At 64.0% G+C, this 425-nt stretch carries 1 protein-coding gene; it reads right to left on the bottom strand.

The window, feature by feature from the left end:
- On the bottom strand, positions 1 to 425 hold a 425-nt coding region (locus tag CVH10_RS17725), incomplete at both ends, for a CBS domain-containing protein (RefSeq protein WP_146143008.1).

The raw sequence follows: 425 nt of genomic DNA, 5'->3' as shown, positions 1-425 counted from the left end.
TGCGGGTGATCAGGCCGACGAACCGCTCGCCGTCCAGCACAATGGCAACGCGGTCGCGGTCGAAGACGGGGATCAGGGCGTCCAGCGGCTCATTGACTTGAAGCGTGTCCAGATCGCGCGTCATGGCCGAGGCCACCGGCTTGGCGAACCGCTCCTTCCGCGTGATCTCGTCGGTGTTCATGATGCGGATCAGATCGCTCTCATCCAGGATGCCGACCAGACGGCCATCCTCGATGATCGGCAGTTGCGATACGTCGGCGCCCTTCATGCGCTTGAAGGCGGTGTCCAGGGTGTCGCCCGGCCCGGCGACGACGACATCGCCCTTCTCGTATTTGCGGTTGATCAGGTCCGACAGGTCGCCATGCAGCTCGCGCTCGCCCAGACCCTGATCCGCCAGCCAGGCGTCATTATAGACCTTGGACAGG

Source organism: Halomonas sp. ND22Bw, from assembly GCF_003011945.1.
GTDB lineage: Bacteria > Pseudomonadota > Gammaproteobacteria > Pseudomonadales > Halomonadaceae > Halomonas > Halomonas halophila.
This window is presented reverse-complemented; position numbering and strand designations above follow the sequence as displayed.